This window comes from Sulfurimonas sp. HSL-3221 (assembly GCF_021044585.1).
GTDB classification, from domain to species: domain Bacteria; phylum Campylobacterota; class Campylobacteria; order Campylobacterales; family Sulfurimonadaceae; genus Thiomicrolovo; species Thiomicrolovo sulfuroxydans.
The window spans coordinates 1,834,947-1,852,944 of the sequence record NZ_CP087998.1 but is presented as its reverse complement, the minus strand read 5'-3'; the positions used below and the strand labels follow the sequence as shown (position 1 = coordinate 1,852,944).

The 17,998-nt window shown below is 57.8% G+C and carries 18 protein-coding genes; 9 read left to right on the top strand and 9 right to left on the bottom strand.

Annotated elements, in window-relative coordinates; all coding sequences use genetic code 11:
- Positions 1-131 precede the first annotated feature (131 nt).
- The 6 genes from LOH54_RS09525 to acs all read left to right on the top strand — a co-directional run bounded on the left by LOH54_RS09525 (position 132) and on the right by acs (position 8,123).
- The gene (locus LOH54_RS09525; protein ID WP_231018783.1) at positions 132-1,535 is read left to right on the top strand and encodes an OprD family outer membrane porin; all 1,404 of its coding nucleotides are present in this window, start codon (positions 132-134) and stop codon (positions 1,533-1,535) included.
- A 13-nt stretch (positions 1,536-1,548) separates the two neighbouring features.
- Positions 1,549-1,881, top strand: coding sequence for a DUF485 domain-containing protein (locus LOH54_RS09520; RefSeq protein ID WP_231018781.1), 333 nt, complete (start codon positions 1,549-1,551; stop codon positions 1,879-1,881).
- The gene (locus LOH54_RS09515; protein WP_231018779.1) at positions 1,878-3,527 is read left to right on the top strand and encodes a cation acetate symporter; all 1,650 of its coding nucleotides are present in this window, start codon (positions 1,878-1,880) and stop codon (positions 3,525-3,527) included. Before LOH54_RS09520 ends, LOH54_RS09515 begins: the two co-directional genes overlap by 4 nt.
- Before the next feature lie 179 nt (positions 3,528-3,706).
- Positions 3,707-5,524 carry a putative nucleotidyltransferase substrate binding domain-containing protein gene (locus tag LOH54_RS09510; protein ID WP_231018777.1) on the top strand — a complete coding sequence of 606 codons (1,818 nt, stop codon included), beginning with the start codon at positions 3,707-3,709 and terminating at the stop codon, positions 5,522-5,524.
- The gene (locus LOH54_RS09505; protein ID WP_231018776.1) at positions 5,524-6,153 is read left to right on the top strand and encodes a 3'-5' exonuclease; all 630 of its coding nucleotides are present in this window, start codon (positions 5,524-5,526) and stop codon (positions 6,151-6,153) included. The genes LOH54_RS09510 and LOH54_RS09505 overlap by 1 nt, the downstream gene beginning before the upstream one ends.
- Complete coding sequence (gene acs, locus LOH54_RS09500) at positions 6,150-8,123, top strand: acetate--CoA ligase (protein WP_231018775.1); 1,974 nt, start codon at positions 6,150-6,152, stop codon at positions 8,121-8,123. Before LOH54_RS09505 ends, acs begins: the two co-directional genes overlap by 4 nt.
- Before the next feature lie 200 nt (positions 8,124-8,323).
- Here acs and tpx read toward each other — a convergent pair whose 3' ends face one another.
- The 4 genes from tpx to LOH54_RS09480 form a co-directional block, all read right to left on the bottom strand.
- Complete coding sequence (gene tpx / locus LOH54_RS09495) at positions 8,324-8,884, bottom strand: thiol peroxidase (protein ID WP_231018773.1); 561 nt, start codon at positions 8,882-8,884, stop codon at positions 8,324-8,326.
- A 145-nt stretch (positions 8,885-9,029) separates the two neighbouring features.
- Positions 9,030-9,911, bottom strand: coding sequence for a diguanylate cyclase (locus LOH54_RS09490; protein WP_231018771.1), 882 nt, complete (start codon positions 9,909-9,911; stop codon positions 9,030-9,032).
- Positions 9,912-9,996: 85 nt separating this feature from the next.
- Positions 9,997-10,836, bottom strand: coding sequence for a DUF6544 family protein (locus LOH54_RS09485; protein WP_231018770.1), 840 nt, complete (start codon positions 10,834-10,836; stop codon positions 9,997-9,999).
- A 168-nt stretch (positions 10,837-11,004) separates the two neighbouring features.
- The gene (locus tag LOH54_RS09480; protein WP_231018769.1) at positions 11,005-11,346 is read right to left on the bottom strand and encodes a hypothetical protein; all 342 of its coding nucleotides are present in this window, start codon (positions 11,344-11,346) and stop codon (positions 11,005-11,007) included.
- Positions 11,347-11,592: 246 nt separating this feature from the next.
- Between LOH54_RS09480 and LOH54_RS09475 the strand changes: the two genes are divergently transcribed.
- Positions 11,593-12,501, top strand: coding sequence for a DMT family transporter (locus LOH54_RS09475; protein WP_231018767.1), 909 nt, complete (start codon positions 11,593-11,595; stop codon positions 12,499-12,501).
- Between the two features lie 20 nt (positions 12,502-12,521).
- Here the strand turns inward: LOH54_RS09475 and LOH54_RS09470 are convergent, their stop codons facing one another.
- The 3 genes from LOH54_RS09470 to LOH54_RS09460 form a co-directional block, all read right to left on the bottom strand.
- Positions 12,522-13,676: a hypothetical protein gene (locus LOH54_RS09470; protein ID WP_231018765.1), complete on the bottom strand. Its 1,155-nt coding sequence runs from the start codon at positions 13,674-13,676 to the stop codon at positions 12,522-12,524.
- Complete coding sequence (locus tag LOH54_RS09465; protein WP_231018763.1) at positions 13,673-14,026, bottom strand: hypothetical protein; 354 nt, start codon at positions 14,024-14,026, stop codon at positions 13,673-13,675. Before LOH54_RS09465 ends, LOH54_RS09470 begins: the two co-directional genes overlap by 4 nt.
- A gap of 128 nt (positions 14,027-14,154) precedes the next feature.
- A complete protein-coding gene (locus tag LOH54_RS09460; protein ID WP_231018762.1) occupies positions 14,155-14,688 on the bottom strand; it encodes a flavin reductase family protein in 534 nt (177 codons plus the stop codon).
- 327 nt (positions 14,689-15,015) lie between these two features.
- Here LOH54_RS09460 and LOH54_RS09455 point away from each other — a divergent pair, with 327 nt between their 5' ends.
- On the top strand, positions 15,016-16,362 hold the full coding sequence (locus LOH54_RS09455; protein ID WP_231018760.1) for a DEAD/DEAH box helicase: 1,347 nt from the start codon (positions 15,016-15,018) through the stop codon (positions 16,360-16,362).
- Between the two features lie 34 nt (positions 16,363-16,396).
- On the opposite strand, the gene LOH54_RS09450 is transcribed toward LOH54_RS09455, so the two are convergent.
- Together LOH54_RS09450 and LOH54_RS09445 are read right to left on the bottom strand one after the other, a co-directional pair.
- Positions 16,397-16,582, bottom strand: a complete 186-nt coding sequence (locus LOH54_RS09450; RefSeq protein WP_231018759.1) for a hypothetical protein — start codon at positions 16,580-16,582, stop codon at positions 16,397-16,399.
- Between the two features lie 142 nt (positions 16,583-16,724).
- Positions 16,725-16,943, bottom strand: a complete 219-nt coding sequence (locus LOH54_RS09445) for a cold-shock protein (protein WP_231018757.1) — start codon at positions 16,941-16,943, stop codon at positions 16,725-16,727.
- A gap of 351 nt (positions 16,944-17,294) precedes the next feature.
- On the opposite strand from LOH54_RS09445, the gene LOH54_RS09440 reads away from it, so the two are divergent.
- The gene (locus tag LOH54_RS09440) at positions 17,295-17,966 is read left to right on the top strand and encodes a GNAT family N-acetyltransferase (protein WP_231018756.1); all 672 of its coding nucleotides are present in this window, start codon (positions 17,295-17,297) and stop codon (positions 17,964-17,966) included.
- Positions 17,967-17,998 lie beyond the last annotated feature (32 nt).

Here is a 17,998-nt window from a genome sequence, read left to right as displayed (position 1 = left end):
CCGCCACGGCCGGAAAAGTGTTACTTTTTTTCCACATTTTGCTGAAAATCCGTATTTTTTTCCGCCAGATTCCTATTGCTATGTTCGCGCTACGTTCCTCTCTTAATGTGCTGGGAGTACAAGGAGAGACTATGAGAAAAACGTTACTTTTGTCCGGCATCGCCGCTGCGCTCGTTACCGCCAACGCGGCCGACGATATCGCCGCGATGTTTGCAAACGGCAAAACAAGCGGGCAAATCCGCGCCTTCTATGTCGACCGGGACTACTCCGGCTACGACGGGGCACCGCATCGTAACGCAACGGCGCTGGGCGGGCACCTGGGTTATGAGACGGACGCGCTCGCAGGCGTGAGCCTCGGGGCATCGGCCTATACGACGAACCGGATCTTTCAGGGGCTCGAATACGGTTCCGCTTCCGAAGGGAAGGTCGATCCCTCCCTGTTCGGCAACGGCTACAAGAGCTACAGCATCTTCGGCGAGGCCTATGTCAACCTGAAGATGGGCGCGAGCAACCTGAAACTGGGACGCCAGTCTCTCAATACGCCGATGGCCGCCGCCGACGATGCACGGATGCTTCCGAGTTTCTTCGAGGCGTATGTCTATACGAACAGCAGCCTCGCGAACACGAGTTTCGTCGCGGCGCACATCACGAAGTTCGCCCCGGGCAGCTTCTCGAACATCTACACGGGCGGCGGGATTCTCGGCGCCACGTCGGGGTATTCGCCGATTGCGGCCAACTACCCCAAATACGGCGGCGACTTCGCCAATGTGGGGAGCTGGGCCGTCGGCGAGACGACGCCGGGCATCACGACGCTTGCGGCGGTCTATAAGGATGAGCATCTGAGCCTCCAGGTGTGGGACTACTACGCCTGGGACATTCTCAACGCCTTCTATGCCGAGGGGAGTCTGAGCTGGAAATGTCTGCTCAACCCGGAGGTGCAACCCTTTGTGAGCGCCCAGCTGATCAAAGAGAATAACGTCGGTGACAACCTGCTTCAGAACCTCGGCGGCGACGGCAAAATAGACAGCCTCTACGGTGCGGTGAAGCTCGGGGCGAAGTACCATGGTTTCAGCGCCTATGCCGCCTACTCGCAGACAACCGCGAACAGCGATGCCGATATCACCGGCACCCAGTCCTATGCCAATGCTGTGATCACGCCCTGGGGCGGGATGCCGGCATATACGCAGGGGATGGTGACGCGCCACCAGTTCATGGCGGGGACCAAAGCCTATAAAGGGGCGGTGGCCTACTCCTTTAAAGAGCAGGGCGTCAACCTGAGCGTGGCGGCCTACTACGTCGCATTCGACATGGACAAAAACAACGGTTACTCCGTTGTCAAAGACGTGAACGGCACCGTGACCGGAGGATATGCCTGGACGGCGGCGGAACCGGGCTTTGACATCCAGTACTACCCTGAGGCGGTGAAGAACCTGCAGCTGAGACTGCGCGGGAACTTCCCCGACAAGTTCTACGACAGCGCGGCGAAAACCGTCAATTGGGACGAATACCGGTTTATTGTAAACTATAACTTTTAATTAAAGGACGATCATGACGAACGAAATGGTTGAACATATTAAGAACAATCCGAAGTACCAGGAGTTGGTGAAGACGCGCAGCGCCTTTGCCTGGAAGCTTTCGATCGTGATGCTGGTGGTCTATTTCACCTTTATCCTCACCATCGCCTTTGACCCGTCGCTGCTCGGCACGCCGCTGAGCGAGACGGGGGTCACGACGGTCGGCATCCCGGTCGGTGTCGCGATTATTTTCATCGCCTTCGTCCTGACGGGGATTTACGTCAAGCGCGCCAACGGCGAGTTCGACGATCTTAACCGCGAGGTGCGCGCCGAACTCGAGCGCGACATGGCAAAGGGGGCGGAATGAAACGTCTTCTCCTTCTTCTGACGGCCGCAGCGTCTACGCTGATGGCATCGGGCGCCATTGAGGGTGCGGTGGAAAAACAGCCGCTGAACGTCTCCGCGATCGTGATGTTCCTCGTCTTCGTCGGTGCGACGCTGGGGATCACCTACTGGGCGGCAAAACGCACGAAAACGGCCAAGGACTTCTACACCGCCGGCGGCGGCATTACGGGCTTCCAGAACGGGATGGCGATTGCCGGCGACTACATGTCCGCCGCATCGTTCCTGGGGATCTCCGGCCTCGTCTTCCTCAAAGGGTATGACGGGCTGATCTACTCCATCGGTTTCCTGGTCGGCTGGCCGCTGATCCTTTTCCTCGTCGCGGAGCGCCTGCGCAACCTCGGCAAGTACACCTTCGCCGACGTCGCCTCTTTCCGTCTGAGACAGACACCGATCCGTACCCTGGCGGCTTTCGGCTCCATTGCGACCGTCACGCTCTACCTGATCGCGCAGATGGTCGGTTCGGGCAAACTGATCCAGATCCTCTTCGGTCTGCCGTACGAGGTCGCGGTCATCCTGGTCGGTGTCCTGATGATTCTCTACGTCACCTTTGGCGGGATGCTGGCGACGACGTGGGTCCAGATCATCAAGGCGGGGCTGCTGCTCTCCGGTGCGACCTTTATGGCGATCGCCGTTATGGCGCATTTCGGTTTCAGCTTTGAAGCGCTCTTCGCGAAGGCGGTCGAGGTCCACAGCACCCATGACGCCATCATGAGCCCGGGCGGCCTGGTCAGCGACCCGGTCTCCGCGATCAGCCTCGGTATCGCGCTGATGTTCGGTACGGCGGGTTTGCCGCATATCCTGATGCGCTTCTTTACCGTCTCCGACGCGAAAGAGGCACGCAAGTCGGTCTTCTATGCGACCGGTTTCATCGGCTATTTCTATATCCTGACCTTCATCATCGGGTTCGGGGCGATTGTCATGGTGGCGACCAACCCGCACTACCTTGATGCGGCGGGCACACTGCTCGGCGGTAACAACATGGCGGCGATCCACCTCAGCCACGCGGTCGGCGGGAACTTCTTCCTCGGCTTCATCTCGGCGGTGGCCTTCGCGACGATCCTCGCGGTCGTCTCCGGTCTGACCCTGGCGGGCGCTTCGGCGATCAGCCACGACCTCTACGCCAACGTCTTCCGCCGCGGAGAAGTTGATGAGATGCAGGAGATGCGCATCTCCAAGATCGCCGTCGTCGTCATGGGGATCGTTGCGATCCTGCTGGGGATTGCGTTTGAGAAGCAGAACATCGCGTTCATGGTCGGTCTGGCCTTTGCCATCGCCGCATCCGCGAACTTCCCGGTGCTCTTCCTCTCCATGTTCTGGAAAAGACTGACGACGCGCGGTGCCGTCATCGGCGGTTCGCTCGGTCTGGCGACGGCGGTACTGCTGGTGATCCTGGGGCCGATCGTCTGGGTCCAGATCCTCGGCAATGCCGAAGCGGTCTTCCCGTACAAGTACCCGGCGCTCTTCTCCGTCACGGTCGCCTTTGCTGGGATCTGGTTCTTCTCCATCACCGACAAAAGTGCGGACGGCGAGAACGAACGCGAAGCCTTCGAGGCCCAGAACATCCGTTCACAGACTGGTATCGGTGCCGAAGGCGCCGTCAGCCACTAAGGAGCAAAATCGTTGGAACATGAGTTGATTCCGGCCAAATCCGGAACGAATTTATCTGACCCGTCAGGGGCAAGCTTTTGTGCTCGCAGTGCTGTGCAATTCCGCTGCACTGCATGTACCTCAGCGGCGAGCGCAGCTCTCTGGGCTTTGCCCGGATGGCGTGTAAAGCAGAGACATCAATGAGCATATTCGACCAGAAGCAGCTTTTGGCGTCGATGCACCCCTTTGACCTGTTGTCATCGCGGGCGCTGGACAACGTCATGGCGCAGATGGACATCGCCTACTACCCCCGGGAGACGGTACTGGTCTCGCCCAACGTCCCCGCGGAGTGCCTCTACATCATCATCAAAGGCAGTGTGCACGAGTGGCTCGGCGAAGAGCTGACCGACGCCTACGGGGCGATGGACAGTTTCGATGCCGACGCCCTCATCTACGGCCAAACGGACAAACGCTTCGTCGTGGACGAAGAACTCATCTGCTACGAACTCCCCAAACAGATTTTCCTCGACCTGATCCAGGACCACGACGCCTTCAAACACTTCTACCTCGAAGACTTTGTCACCAAACACGAACAGCTCAAAATGCTCAAGCAGCAGAACGACCTGACGCCGTTTATGGTGGCGCGCATCGGCGATATCTACCTGCATACGCCCTGCATCGTCGCGGCGGAGACCCCGATTGCGGAGGCGGTGCGGCAGATGGAGGCGATGAAGAGCCCGGCGATCCTCGTCGAGAGGGAGGAGGACTACGGCATCGTGACCGATTCGGACCTGCGCCGCAGCGTCCTGATGGGGGCGGTCGAGGCTTCCGGCGCCATCGGCACCATCGCTTCCCGTCCCCTGGTGACGATTGAGAAACAGGATTTCCTCTTCAACGCGCTGCTACTGTTTACTGCGCACCATATCAAGCGCGTCGCCGTCACGGACGGCGGGCGCGTCGTCGGGATACTTGAGCAGCTCGACCTGCTGAGTTTCTTCGCCAGCCACTCCTACCTGGTGGCGATGCAGGTCGAAAAGGCCGACAGCATCGAGGCGCTTCACCGCACCGGCGGGGAGATGGTCAACCTGATCCGTTCCCTGCACACCAAGGGGGTCAAGGTCCGCTACATCACCAAACTGGTCAACGCCCTCAATGCGAAGATCTACCGCAAGGTGTTCGAGTTCTGTGTCGCGCCGGAACACCGTGACGACTGCGCCCTGATCGTGATGGGAAGCGAGGGGCGCGGCGAGCAGATTTTGCGGACCGACCAGGACAACGGCCTGATCATCCGCGACGGCTGCGGGAAGGATTTTGCCGACGAGATGGCGGCGATGAACGCCGCCCTGCGGCAGCTCGGGTTCCCCGACTGCCCCGGCAACGTGATGGTGACCAATCCGCAGTGGCGCCGTCCGCTCGGTGATTACCAGGCGCAAATCGACGGCTGGGTCGGCTCGATGGACGAGGCGGCGCTGCAGAACCTCGACATCTTCCTGGATGCCCGCTGCGTCGCCGGGAACGCCGAGCTTCTGGAACAGGCGGAGGAGTACCTCTACGGCCGTTTTGAAGGACGCGACGACGTCCTGGCGCACATGGCGAAGGCGGCGCTGAGTTTCGAGACGCCGCTGAGCCTCTTTTCGGGGCTGGTGGTCGAACGCAGCCACGGCAACACGCTGAACCTGAAAAAGGGCGGTATCTTCCCCATCGTGCACGGCATACGCGTCCTGGCGCTGCAGAAGAAGATCCGGGAGACGAACACTTTTGAGCGGATCAAACAGCTCAACAATGCGGGGGTCTTCGACAAGACCTTCTCGACGGAACTGATGGAGGCTTACGACACGCTGCTCTCGATAAGGCTGCGGGCCCGCCTGGGACACGCCGCAGAGGGGTGGATGCTTAACGAGGTCGCCCCGGGCGGGCTGGACAAGCTGGAGCGGGACCTGCTCAAGGACAGTTTCAAGGTCGTCAACGCCCTTAAAAAGCTGCTGACCTACCACTTCCACCTGAACATGGTGATGTGATGTTTGACGCATGGCGAAAGCGGCGGAACCGCAGGCGGCTGAAGGAGGAGGCGTACGCCTTTTTGTTTGACCCCTATGACGGCGACGAGGTTGTCGTTTTCGATACGGAGACGACGGGGCTCGATCCCAAAAAAGATGAGGTGATCTCCATCGGTGCGGTGAAGGTGAAAGGCAACCGGATCCTCACCTCGGAGACCTTCGAGGTCTACCTGAAAACGTCCAGGCCCATCCCGGCGGAGAGCATCGAGGTGCACGGCATTCGTCCCTGCGACCTCGAGCATGCGCTCTCCCCGCCGGAGGGGATTGAGAAATTCCTGCATTTCATCGGCCCGCGGCCGCTGGCAGGGTACTACCTGGAGTTTGACGTGGCGATGATAAACCGCTACGTCAAACCCTGGCTCGGGGTGGAACTTCCCAACCCGAAAACAGAGGTCTCGGGCCTTTACTTTGACAAAAAAAATTTCGGAATACCGCAAGGAAACATTGATTTACGCTTCGATACAATCCTTGCCAACCTGGGAGTGCCCCCTATGGGGCGGCACAACGCCGTCAACGACGCGATCATGACGGCAATGATCTTTATCAAATTGAACAATACGATTAAACTCAAAACAGGAGAGAGAACATGAGTGATACAACAGTCAAACCGGTTTTCCAGCCCAACCGCGAATTCGCCAAAACGGCACGCATCAAGAACATGTGTGAATACAAGGAACTGGCAACATGGGCCGAGGAAGATTACGAAGGGTTCTGGGACCACTTCGCAAAGGAGAAAATTGACTGGTTCGAGCCCTATGGCAAGGTACTCGACGAGAGCAACATGCCGTTTGCGAAATGGTTCGAAGGCGGTAAGCTGAACGTGGCGCACCAGTGTATCGACCGCCACCTCGACTCCCGCAAGAACAAGGCGGCGATCATCTTCGAAGGGGACCGCGGCGACAAGAAGATCGTCACCTACCTGGAGCTCTACTACAACGTCAACAAGATGGCGAACCTCCTCAAGAACGAGTTCGGCATCAAAAAGGGCGACCGCGTTGTCATCTATATGCCGATGATCCTCGAAGCGGCCTACGCCATGCTCGCGTGTACGCGTATCGGTGCGATCCACTCCATCGTCTTCGGCGGCTTCTCTGCCGAAGCGCTGCGCGACCGCATCATCGACGCGGAAGCGAAACTCGTCATCACCGCCGACGGTGCCTTCCGCAAGGACAAACCGTACATGCTCAAGCCGGTCGTCGACAAAGCCCTCGAAGAGGGATGCGAGTGCGTTAACAAGGTCCTCGTCGTCCAGCGCAACGGCGAGGACGTCGACTGGAAAGCGGGCCGCGACTACTCCTACAACGAGATGATCGAGCAGCAGTCCGCCGTCTGCGAAAGCGAACCGATGGAGTCCGAAGACCCGATGTTCCTGCTCTACACCTCCGGTTCCACCGGCAAACCGAAGGGGGTTCAGCACAACACGGCGGGCTACATCCTCTGGGCACAGATGACGATGGAGTGGGTCTTCGACGTCAAGGAGAACGACACCTACTGGTGTACGGCCGATATCGGCTGGATCACCGGCCACACCTACATCGTCTACGGTCCGCTCGCGATGGGCGCGACGACGCTGATGTTCGAAGGGGTCCCGACCTATCCGGACGCGGGACGCCCGTGGAAGATGGTCGAAGAGTACAAGATCAACCAGTTCTACACGGCGCCGACAGCGATCCGCGTGCTGCACAAAACGGGGGCGGAGGAGCCTGCGAAGTACGACCTTTCCAGCCTCAAGGTCCTCGGTACCGTCGGCGAGCCGATCGACCCGCCGGCCTGGAAATGGTACTACGAGGAGATCGGCGGCGGCAAATGCGCGATCGTCGATACCTACTGGCAGACGGAGACGGGCGGCCACATGGTCACGCCGCTTCCGGGGGCGACCCCGATCAAACCGGCCTGTGCCACCTTCCCGCTGCCGGGCATCATGGGCGAGATCCTCGACCCGGAAACGGGCAAGAAAGTCGGTGCGGGCGAGAGCGGCTATATGTGTGTCACCAAGCCGTGGCCGTCCATGATCCGCGGCGTCTGGGGCGATCCGGAACGTTTCGTGAAGTCCTACTTCGGCGACGTCAAAAAAGAGGGTCAGCCGGTCTACTTCACCGGCGACGGCGCGAACTATGACGACGACGGTTACATCACCATTACGGGCCGTACCGACGACGTCATCAACGTCTCCGGCCACCGTATGGGGACGGCCGAGGTCGAAGCGGCGTGCAAGAAGCACCCGAACGTTGCGGAAGTCGCCGTCGTCGGCAAGCCGCATGAGCTCAAAGGTGAGGGGATCTTCGCCTATGTCGTCCTCAAGGGCGAAGAGAGCATGGCTGAAGACGTCGAGATGTCCAAGGAGATCAACAATGTCATCAAGCAGGAGATCGGCAACATCGCCGTCTGCGACGACATCGCCTTCGTCCCGGGGCTGCCGAAGACCCGTTCGGGCAAGATCATGCGCCGCATCCTGCGCTCCATCGCCAAAGGCGAGGCAATCACGCAGGATACGTCGACGCTCGAAGACCCCAGTGTCGTCGAAAAGATCCAGGAAGTCGTCAACGCCTGCCGCGTCTAAGCATCCACTGCATCTGAACAGCCGCGCTTCGGCGTGCGGCTGCTTCTCTCTTTACTCCTCCCTATACTTTTTACCGATCCCCGCGCTTTTCACGCCGTCTGTACCTCTGCACGGATGGATAGTTTGTAGATGATTCATATTGGAAAGATCAGGGGGATGGGAGCAGCGCTCCCGGCCGGCGCAGCTGCGCCTGAAAAACGTCAGTTCAGTTTGTTGACCGCTTTGATGACCGCGTTATAGTCGGGCTCGCTGGCGATTTCGGGCACGAGCTGTCTGTAGGTGATGACGCCCTCTTTGTTGACGACGAAGACGGCACGGGTAAAGAGGTCTTTGAGGAGCGGTTCGCCGATGTTAATGCCGTACTGCGACGCCCCCGCATGATCGGCGCGTTTGTAGGCCGATGCCAGCGTAATGTTGCCGATGGATTCAAAGCCGCAGAAACGTTTCTGGGCGAAGGGAAGGTCCATGGAAACGATGTAGAGGTCGACGCCCTTCATCTGTTTGACTTTGTCGTCGAAGGCCTTGGATTCAAGGGAACAGACCGGGGTGTCAATCGAAGGCACGAACGCGATGATCTGCGTCTTCGGATGTGCGCCGCCGATGGTGACGACCGAGAGGTCGTTCTTGACAGCGGTGAATGTCGGGGCTTTTTCGCCGACGGCGGGCATGGTGCCTTCCAGGGCGACGGGGCTGCCCTGGAAGGTGACGCTTTGGGCGAATGCCAGCGTAGCGGAGAGGGTGAGGGCGGCAAGAATACGCATTGTGATTTTTCCTTGTTTTTAGTTACGGCGGTTATGTTACTATAAAAAAAACAGATGATGATAAAAATTTTTCTTATTTTATATTTTAATATTGTTTGAAGATTTGCAGACGTGAGCGCGTATAGCGAAGCGGGAGAGGCGCAAATCAGGCGGAAACGACACTCTTGTTCCGCCCGCCCAGTTTGGCTTCGTAGAGGGCTTTGTCGGCCTCTTCGATGGCTGTTTCAATGTTGTGGTGGTCCCGGAGCTTGGTCACACCGGCAGAGATCGTGACGCTGATAGTGTCGCCGTTATGCATATACGTCCGTAACTGTGCGACCCCTTCGCGGATACGTTCGATGACGGCGGCGGCGGTCTCGACATCCGTATGGGGCATCATGATCAAGAACTCCTCCCCGCCGTAGCGGTAGACATTGTCATAGGGGCGAAGATGCTGCAGGATAAAGGCGGCGATGTTGGAGAGTACGAGGTCGCCCACCGGGTGGCCATGGGTGTCGTTGACCTTTTTGAAGTGGTCGACGTCAATGATGGCGATCACGGTCGTCTCCACATGGCGATCGATCAGGTCCATCTGCTTGCGCAGGTCGCTGAGCATGCTGATGCGGTTGCGTACCCCGGTCAAGGGGTCGCGGTTGTACAGGGTCTCCTCGAGTTCGTATTTGAGCGTCTGCAGGTTCAGGCGCAGGCGTTCGACGGCGTTGGCGAAGTTGTCGTAATCAATGTAGGAGATGGCCTCGCCCTGTGAGGAGGTCTCAAGCAGCAGCTTCGCAAGGACGTGCACCTGCTTATGCTCGCCGCGGATAGACTGAAAGGTCTTGTTTTGTTGTATCTCTTTTTCGGAACAGTGGTAGTACCACTGCCCGAAGGTGCAGTGATGGTGGGCGTCATCCGCCATGTCCCGTTGGTCGAAGGGGAGGTGGCAGACGATGGAACGGATGATGTTCTGGTACCACTGGTTATGGTTGTAGATGGCCTGATCCACTTCACGGATAACAGACAGAAGCTTCTCCCGGTTGATACGATACATCTGACCCCCTCCTGCCGGTAAAAAAACATTGCTGACGTCAAGCTTATCATATTTCCTAATAATTTTTAAAAAATATGCGCGGCCATCAGTTTTTAAGCGTAGTGTGCAGGGGAAAGCGGATCGCCGTGATTTCCGCCTTGTAAAAGGGGAAATACCCCCCGGTACCGAACAGATTGCCCCCTTCGACCCTGAAGGGGAGGCGGTAGCCCGAGACGTCGCGGAAATCAGACAGCGTCCCGCCGAAGGGCTGCAGCCGGTACTGTTTCTGCGGGTTCGCGTTGCTCCAGCGCATCATAGAAACTTCGATGGGCTGCCCGTCATGACCCAGGGTGATATCCACCGACTGTGAAAGCTCCCCTCTGGTCACGGTGACGCGGGCGACGCTCGCGCTCACCGCTTCCCAGGCTATGCCTTCGCCGGGCAGGAGGGCCGCCGGGGTCCAGAACACCGCTTCGATGACGTAGCGGCCGAAGGCGGAGCGGGTGTGGTCGGTATCGCCGCCCGCCCGGGCGACGGGAAAGAGGCCCAGTATCCTGAACCGCGTCCAGCTGCCCGTATCGGAACCGGAGACGGGCAGGCCGCCGACGAGCCGCATCTTCCAGACAAAGCCGTGGGGCAGGGCGAGGATCTGCCGGGCCTCCATGGGAAGGTACTCGGGCGGTTTGAGGCTGAAGAGCCCTTTCATATCGATCTCGGCGACGCGCAGCAGCGGCGTGCCGGGGGCAATGGTATAGGCGAAGTAACGCCGCGCCGCCTCAGGAAGCTCCGCCGTCATCGCCGGGTCGAAACGTGCGGGGTGCTCGGGCTGTTTCGAGAGGAGCCGCTGCCACTCCCGGACTTCCGCACCGTGGTCAAAGTAGCGCAGCAGCAGAAGGAAGATGAGCAGTACGGACAGGATGCCGAGGAGCAGGGTGAGAAGGGTCATGAAAGGTATCCCGTGCCGTTGTAGCATAATGCCTATCATAGCCAATTCATGATGAGGCTTCGGTCAGAGGCGGTCGAGAGAGAAGTAGGGAGTGACTACAGGAGGAGGGCGGCACCGTTTCGCCCAGATCAAAACGATCTGCCGCGCTCCATGACATAGAATTGAAGGTCAGCGCGGGTTTTTGAATCCGCACTCGTTGTAGCCGCCCGTACAGGCGGACCACCGGTAGTCGCCCGTCGCGTGGCAGGTATAGAACCCGTTGTTGGTTTCGCCCGGGTCAAGGGTGGAGTCCGACCCGCAGGACCAGTTCCCGTTTTTCTTTTCAAGGCACATCTTGACGTAGACGCGCTGGTTGCACTGGTTGGTGACTTTGATCGACAAAGAGTCTGAAGAACCGCAGTTGTTACCCCATCGGTCGTCGAGGTTGACGCAGAATTTGGCATCCTGTGCAAAGACGTTTGGTGATAACAACAGGCCGAGGGCCAGAAGTGACCAGATGAATTTTTTCACGATGAATTCCTCCGTAATCTATACGTTGCGAGTAGCAGCAGCTGGGACTGAAATCGTGGCGATATGCAAGTAAAAAAACATTTGTTGCATCGAACGTGCTCCCTCTATGGAAGCCTGTCCCAAGCCTACCAGACCGTTAGCGCCTCCTGTAAAGTGCGTTGATTATCTTTTGTTCAAAACGTGGAGAAAACGCTGCGGGGCAAAAAATTGTTACAATGCCGCTTCATAACGGCACGGGGGGACTTTTTGAAAAAGTACAGCGTCTATATTTTTGTCGGCCTCTGCGTGCTTTTCTGGTCGGGCAACTTCGTGCTGGGGCGGTTCGTCCGGGATGATGTGCAGCCGCTGGAACTGGTCTTTTTCCGCTGGCTGCTGGTCTGCGTCATGCTGCTGCCGGCGCTGTACTATGTCAGCCTCCGCAATATCATCCGGCTGATCCGCTCGCACTTCGTCGTCACTTCCGTCCTGGCCATTTTGAGCGTGACCTTCTTCAACACGATCCTTTACACGGCGCTGCAGACGACGACGGCGACCAACGCGCTGCTGATCAACTCCAGCGTGCCCATCATGATCCTGATTCTTTCGGCGCTCATGCTCAAGCATGACGTGACGAAGCGGCAGGTCGCCGGCATCGCCCTCTCGACCACGGGGGTTCTCTTTCTGATCCTCAAAGGGGAGATCGGCAACATCGCCGCGCTCAATCTCAGCCACGGCGACTTCTGGATGCTTGTCAGCTCGCTGGTATGGGCGCTCTATTCGGTCCTGTTCAAACTGAAGCCCGCGGGCTTCAGCAGCGCGGAGCTCTTCATGGCCAATATGTACCTGGGGTTCGTCTACCTGCTGCCGATCTACCTGGTGCAGGGCTACACGTTTCATGCCGAACTGCTGCTGTTTGAAAATTACTGGACCTACTTCATCTACGTCTCGCTCTTCGCCTCGATCCTCTCGTATATCTTCTGGAACAGGGGAATCGACGTGCTCGGCGCGGCGAAAACGGGACAGTTTGCCCACCTTATGCCGCTTTTCGGCGCCGTACTGGCCTATATCTTTCTCGGCGAAACGCTGCAGTTCTATCACGTCGTCGGGGCGGTGTTGATCGGGGCGGGGATCTATACGTCGCTCTTTCTATCGAAACCCGCGGCCGCAACAGAGTAGCCGTTGCTCCGCAGCCCGCGTTAAAACTTGTACTTGAAGCCCAGTTCGTATACCTGGTCGTTTTGTCTGTCCAGGGGAAGTTTCCCGTCGGAATAACTGACATAAAGGCCCTCGGCCTCAGGCATGACGAGCGCCACCGTAAAAAAGCTGTAGGTGTCCAGCCCCGCGGCTTTGACCGCACTGGAGGGATTGATCTCCTGGTAGTAGCGGTAGTTCGCCTCTATAAAAGCGTCGGCGTCATTGTAGGTCGCGGCGAGGGTCCGAAAACTGGCTTCGAACCGCATCCGCGTAAAAGAGGATTCATCCCCGGCGATGATCTGGCGCGGGGTGTCTGAATCCGGGTCTACCTGGTCGATGCCGATCAAAAACTCCGGAAAAGAGGAGCCTCTTGGTTGCCAGGTGTCATCGACGCCGCTGAGCAGACGCAGCAGCGCCGCCGGGTAGTCGAGGATATTGAACTGGGCCAGCACCGACGTTTCGGCATTCCAACCCTTCGCAATCATATTGGCATAAAGCCCGTAGTAATACTGCTTCGCTTTAAAGGATTGATCCGCTTCAAGGCCCCCTTTGACGGAGAGGTCGAAGTAGTACTGATCCGAGAGCTGATTCCGCACCGCTTTGGCGAGCTCTTTCCATGCGGACAACTGAAGGAGTTCATCGGTCGTGTTGGCTTCGGCGGCGGCGTCTTCGAGCCTGTTCAGGAGGGCGAAATCCGGTGTCCCGGGCAGAACGCCTCCGGTCGAAAAGTAGTATCCGAACGAAAAGCGCGTGTCCGTCAGATTGCGCGGGTTGGCACTTTGCTCAAACGCGACGTTGCCCGAAGCGCTGAAGTTCAGTGCCAGGCCGGTGTGCGTTGCCTTCTCCGAACGGAAAGCGTACTGGGCGATGTCCCTGGAATATTCATACTCGAAGCCGAGCGATGTGGAGGCGTTGTCGTCGCTTTCAAACACTTTGAGCTTAATATCCGCGCCTTTGAGCACTGTTTCCAGAATGGAGCGCTGCGCCGCATCGGCGAGGGGCTGCCGTTCGTCCAGCAGGCGGCTGACGCCGGATTTGGATGCGTTGACGATGGTTGCCGTATTGATCTCTGCATGGGCCCGGGACGGGTTCAATACGAGAAAAAATGCGCTCATGATGCCCGCGACGAGTGCGCACAGGGAACTGCCTCTTTTCATTCGTCCTCCTCGCCGTAGAAGTTGTAACTGATATCACACTTCTCCGCCAGGTCCGAAACGGTTGCCTCGGGTGTCGTCAGAACTTTGAGCATCGAGTCGATCGCCTGCTCTCCCGTGATATCCTCCTCGTACGTCGCGCCGCGTACTTCGCGGAAAACATTGTCCATCTGGATCGCGAGCGTTCGGGCCGCGGCTTTGCGCTGATCACCGCTGCTGGTCTGATTGAAAAAGGTAAGCTCTTTGATCTTGAGCTCTCCGGCTTCACGAAAGACCGTGTCGAGCTGCTCCAGAAGCATTAACGTGGACCAGGTTGTTGTGCAGGCGCGATTGTTTTTGCTCCAATATGCCATAAGATTCTCCTTTGGTACAGACGGAGGACGTCCGCTCTGTTTCACTATTCATAATTTAATAAAAACAGTATTTAATGAATCTTAGTCCATTTGGATGAAAATTACAATATTTTCCCGACGCCCGCACGTCAGACGCCCTCCGGCAGCTTCGACCGCATCATCCGCTTACGGTCCAGCCGTTCGCCGTCGACAATAAACGTACCGTCGCCGACGGCGTGGAGGGTCCGCTGTTCCTTCCGCGCATGATCAAACCATGCGCACACGCCTTCGAGCACGATGATGTTGTGCTGCTCGATGATATCGACGACCGTGCACTCTATGTTCGCCAGGCACTCTTTGATAAGCGGTGCGCCGACAAATTCACCGCCAGCCGGTGTAAGATCGAATTTCCCGAATTTGTCCGTATCCGAGCCGCTGCAGGTACCGATGCCGACGACCGTGTCGATGAGGTCCACCGTCGGGATCGCAATGACGCATTCGCGCATTTGCTGCAGCGCGGCATAAGAGTAGTTCCACGGACCCGTCGTCATGGCAAAGACCGGCGTGAAATCCATCACCATTGTCCATGAGATGGTCATGACGTTGTTTTTTTCTCCGTCTTTTGTCGTTACAAGGACGACCGGGCCGGATTCCATCAGCGTAAAGGCTTTAGCGATCGGCATCTTTTCCATCATGGAACACGCTCCGAATGAGGTACATTTTTACCTATGATAAGCTTTTTTACTTGGTGATCCGGTAAGAAAATCTGTTTATCCTTTATGTCAGGCAAGCATTGCCGATTATTTGGACGCATACGTCGCACGGCAGCTGCAAAATACGCTATAATGTCACCACTTTCAGCGCACCACGGTCTGCGTCTGACTCCGTTTTCGGCATCCTTCGATTGCGCATAGCCATCCTTTGATTACCTTAACAATTTTACAACTCATAGATGAGCCTGGACCGGCGGCGTTTTCGGACGCAGGTAGGCCATTTTGACAGGAAAACATATGTCATTTTCTAACCTCGGGCTGTCAGAGCCCATCTTGCGTGCTGTCGCCGAAACGGGCTACAGCGAACCCACACCCATCCAGGCGCAGGCGATTCCCGTCGTGCTCGGCGGAAAAGACCTCCTTGCCGGTGCCCAGACGGGCACGGGAAAGACGGCGGGCTTTACCCTGCCGATGCTCCAGCTGCTCAGCAGCGCGGCGCCTGCCAAGGGCAAACGCCCCGTCCGCGCACTGGTACTCACACCGACGCGCGAACTGGCCGCGCAGGTGGGAGAGAGCGTCGAGACCTACGGCAAATACCTGCCGCTGAACTCGGCGGTGATCTTCGGCGGGGTCAACATCAACCCGCAGATCGGTCAACTGCGCCGCGGCGTCGACATCGTCGTCGCGACACCGGGACGCCTGCTTGACCATGCGAACCAGAAGAACATTGACCTTTCGCGCATCGAGCTGCTTATTCTCGACGAAGCGGACCGCATGCTCGACATGGGCTTTATCCACGACATCAAAAAGGTGCTCAAGCTCGTGCCGAAAAAAGCGCAGAAGCTCCTCTTCTCCGCAACCTTCTCCGACGAGATCAAGACACTGGCCGACGGCCTGCTGCACACCCCTGAGCTGATCGAGGTCGCCCGCCGCAACACGGCGTCCGAACGCGTCGCGCAGGTCGTCTACCCGGTCAAGCAGGACCGCAAGCGCGCACTGCTCTCCACGCTGATCAATACCAACGGCTGGGAGCAGGTCCTGGTCTTCACACGGACCAAGCACGGGGCAAACCGGCTTTGCAAGCAGCTGACAAGTGACGGCATCCCTTCCGAAGCGATCCACGGCAACAAGACCCAGAACGCGCGCACCAAGGCGCTGGCCGCTTTCAAAGCGAAGCGCGTCCGCGTCCTGGTCGCGACGGACATCGCGGCGCGCGGGATCGACATCGACCAGCTGCCGCATGTCGTCAACTTCGAGCTGCCGAATGTGCCTGAAGACTACGTGCACCGCATCGGCCGGACCGGCCGCGCTGGCAACGAAGGGGAGGCCGTTTCACTGGTCTGCGCCGAAGAGGCTGACTACCTGCGCAATATCGAGAAGCTGATCAAGGCAGCGATCCCGCAAAAGAGTGTCGAAGGGTTTGAGACCCGGCTGCCCGAAAAGACGAAAGCTGCCGCCAAGCCGAAAGCGAACGCCTCCGGCAAACGGCCGGCACGCAACGGCAACGAGCGTACCGATGCTAAGCCGCGCCAGGGGCAGCAGAACAAAAAGCGCAATGCGCAGGGCGACCGCCGCAAAGAGCAGCCGATGAAAGCGGAAGAGGTTGCGGCATATCTCGCGCAGATGAAAGCGGGCGTGCGTTAAGAGAGGGTGCCGCATCGGGGCGGCGCAGCGCGTCTTATTCGAAGAGGTTCAGCCAGGAACCGGGGGTGTAGAACATCAGCCCGCACACGATCCATTCGCTGCGTTCGCTGCTTTTCGAATAGAGCGCGCCATCCATCTGTTTGTATTTTATGCCCGTGACCGCACTGGTCAGCTCTTTTCCATCGTCCAGCGCTTTGAGTGCTGCTTCCTTGCTCTGCATCGTATTGTCCTCCGAAGCCATAGCGTAAAAGAGCGATCCTCTTTTGTGGGCATCTTTGAAAAACCTCCGGAGATCGAAGGGTTTTCAGAGGTGTCCCGGGGACAAATCGTGATGCCGGCGGAAGGTTCCGCCGTTGAAGGCATTACAGGGGAGTGACGTTCTCCGCCTGCGGGCCTTTTTGTCCCTCGCCGATCTCGAAAGTCACTTCCTGACCTTCCTGGAGCTCAACGCGGCCGTAGCCTGATCTGTTGACCTGGCGAAAGTGTACAAATACGTCTTTGCCGCCGTCTTCAGGGGAGATAAACCCATAGCCTTTTTCACTGTTGAACCATTTAACGGTTCCCTTTTTAAGATCTGCCAAAGCAAGTCCTTGTTGTTAATGTAGTCGTCGAAATTTAATGTGGAGCACTCTGCAAGGTATTGAAATGACCGGGGAGCACCGGGTCCCCAATCAATTAACTAACCAAGATGAAACTCTAAATCATCTTTCAATTGCTGAATGATACCTGAAAAACGGTTTCGTACGCAAGCCAAAGTGATGCATATATGGACTAGTGGAGAGAAAACTGGAAATGGTTACATATTATACACCCGTGTGAACCGCAGATACAGCCGGGGTGTTATACTGAACGCATCACTTATTTGTCACTTTTAATACCTCTGTGAAGTTTTCCCTTTTCAAGCATTACTATTGGCTTGCAAAGGGGCACTTATGCCGTACCGTGTCATTGACGTCAACCGAAAAGAGTATCTTGATTCCATCACGCAGATCGACGATGCGAAGAGCCGGGGCTTCGCCGACCAGGCGATGCGGTGGTGGGACCGCCACTACAGCTGGAATGCCGAGGGGAGCGTTATCCTCACGGATGATGCGGGGGAGCATCTTTGCTACCTCTTCTACAAGATCGACCGCTATCACGATTACCTGACCATCCACAATATCCTCACCCCACAGTGCCACCGGCGCCACGGCTACGCGCTGATGCTGTTGCACTGGGTGTTCGAACTGGCGGTGCACCACCATGTCCGGCGTTTCAAGGCGAGCTGCGTCCCCCAGGCACTGGAGTTTTACCTCTCGCTCGGCTTCTGTTTCTGGGGCTTGACGCCGGCGAAGTATTATTACTGCAATCTCCCCGTGCCCGCCAACGGGCTCGACGGACTGTGGGAGATGATCCATACGGATTCCGCCGAAACGCTTGCGGGGTCGGCGATGCAGAGCATCTACGACAAAGTAGCGGATAACGACACTGGACTGGATGTGCAGCAGCAGGAGCGGCATGACGAGCAGGTCGCAAAGCTGCAGGGAGCCTATATGCAGACGGAACTGATCGCGTGCGTGGAAGAGGCGAAGGATCGTGACAGAGGGAATAAGCCCGGGAAGTGAGCCGGAAAGGGCGATCGCGGCAGGCGCAAGAG

Excerpts from the sequence above, each read along its gene's own strand:
- LOH54_RS09525 (WP_231018783.1), top strand. The coding sequence starts at position 132 with ATGAGAAAAACGTTACTTTTGTCCGGCATCGCCGCTGCGCTCGTTACC.
- LOH54_RS09520 (WP_231018781.1), top strand. The coding sequence starts at position 1,549 with ATGACGAACGAAATGGTTGAACATATTAAGAACAATCCGAAGTACCAG.
- LOH54_RS09515 (WP_231018779.1), top strand. The coding sequence starts at position 1,878 with ATGAAACGTCTTCTCCTTCTTCTGACGGCCGCAGCGTCTACGCTGATG.
- LOH54_RS09510 (WP_231018777.1), top strand. The coding sequence starts at position 3,707 with ATGAGCATATTCGACCAGAAGCAGCTTTTGGCGTCGATGCACCCCTTT.
- LOH54_RS09505 (WP_231018776.1), top strand. The coding sequence starts at position 5,524 with ATGTTTGACGCATGGCGAAAGCGGCGGAACCGCAGGCGGCTGAAGGAG.
- acs (WP_231018775.1), top strand. The coding sequence starts at position 6,150 with ATGAGTGATACAACAGTCAAACCGGTTTTCCAGCCCAACCGCGAATTC.
- tpx (WP_231018773.1), bottom strand. The coding sequence starts at position 8,884 with ATGCGTATTCTTGCCGCCCTCACCCTCTCCGCTACGCTGGCATTCGCC.
- LOH54_RS09490 (WP_231018771.1), bottom strand. The coding sequence starts at position 9,911 with ATGTATCGTATCAACCGGGAGAAGCTTCTGTCTGTTATCCGTGAAGTG.
- LOH54_RS09485 (WP_231018770.1), bottom strand. The coding sequence starts at position 10,836 with ATGACCCTTCTCACCCTGCTCCTCGGCATCCTGTCCGTACTGCTCATC.
- LOH54_RS09470 (WP_231018765.1), bottom strand. The coding sequence starts at position 13,676 with ATGAAAAGAGGCAGTTCCCTGTGCGCACTCGTCGCGGGCATCATGAGC.
- LOH54_RS09465 (WP_231018763.1), bottom strand. The coding sequence starts at position 14,026 with ATGGCATATTGGAGCAAAAACAATCGCGCCTGCACAACAACCTGGTCC.
- LOH54_RS09460 (WP_231018762.1), bottom strand. The coding sequence starts at position 14,688 with ATGCCGATCGCTAAAGCCTTTACGCTGATGGAATCCGGCCCGGTCGTC.
- LOH54_RS09455 (WP_231018760.1), top strand. The coding sequence starts at position 15,016 with ATGTCATTTTCTAACCTCGGGCTGTCAGAGCCCATCTTGCGTGCTGTC.
- LOH54_RS09450 (WP_231018759.1), bottom strand. The coding sequence starts at position 16,582 with ATGCAGAGCAAGGAAGCAGCACTCAAAGCGCTGGACGATGGAAAAGAG.
- LOH54_RS09440 (WP_231018756.1), top strand. The coding sequence starts at position 17,295 with ATGCCGTACCGTGTCATTGACGTCAACCGAAAAGAGTATCTTGATTCC.